Here is a 301-nt window from a genome sequence, read left to right on the forward strand (position 1 = left end):
TAATTCGGCCGCATTCTACTAAGCGTTTTGTTACTTCAATATCTTCTCGGCTCGGCGTGGGGTCTCCTGAGGGTTGGTTATGAAGACATATGATAGAGGCTGCTGCACGGCGGAACGCTTCTTTAAATACTTCCCTTGGATGTACAATTGATGTGTTTAAGCTTCCAATGAAAATTGTTTGCCTATGTATAACTTGATTTTTTGTATGTAAATATAAACATACAAAATGCTCCTGCTGCAGGAAGCGCATTTCTTCCATCATATATCTCGCACAATCTTCTGGGCTTCGAATGCTATATCT

The 301-nt window shown here is 40.5% G+C and carries 1 protein-coding gene; it reads right to left on the minus strand.

Annotation, left to right across the window (positions count from 1 at the left end; genetic code table 11):
- A partial coding sequence (locus tag ACSG5Z_RS30650; protein ID WP_435712836.1) for a JAB domain-containing protein occupies positions 1-301 on the minus strand: 301 nt, incomplete at both ends.

Source organism: Bacillus pretiosus, assembly GCF_051294775.1.
Classification (GTDB): domain Bacteria; phylum Bacillota; class Bacilli; order Bacillales; family Bacillaceae_G; genus Bacillus_A; species Bacillus_A wiedmannii.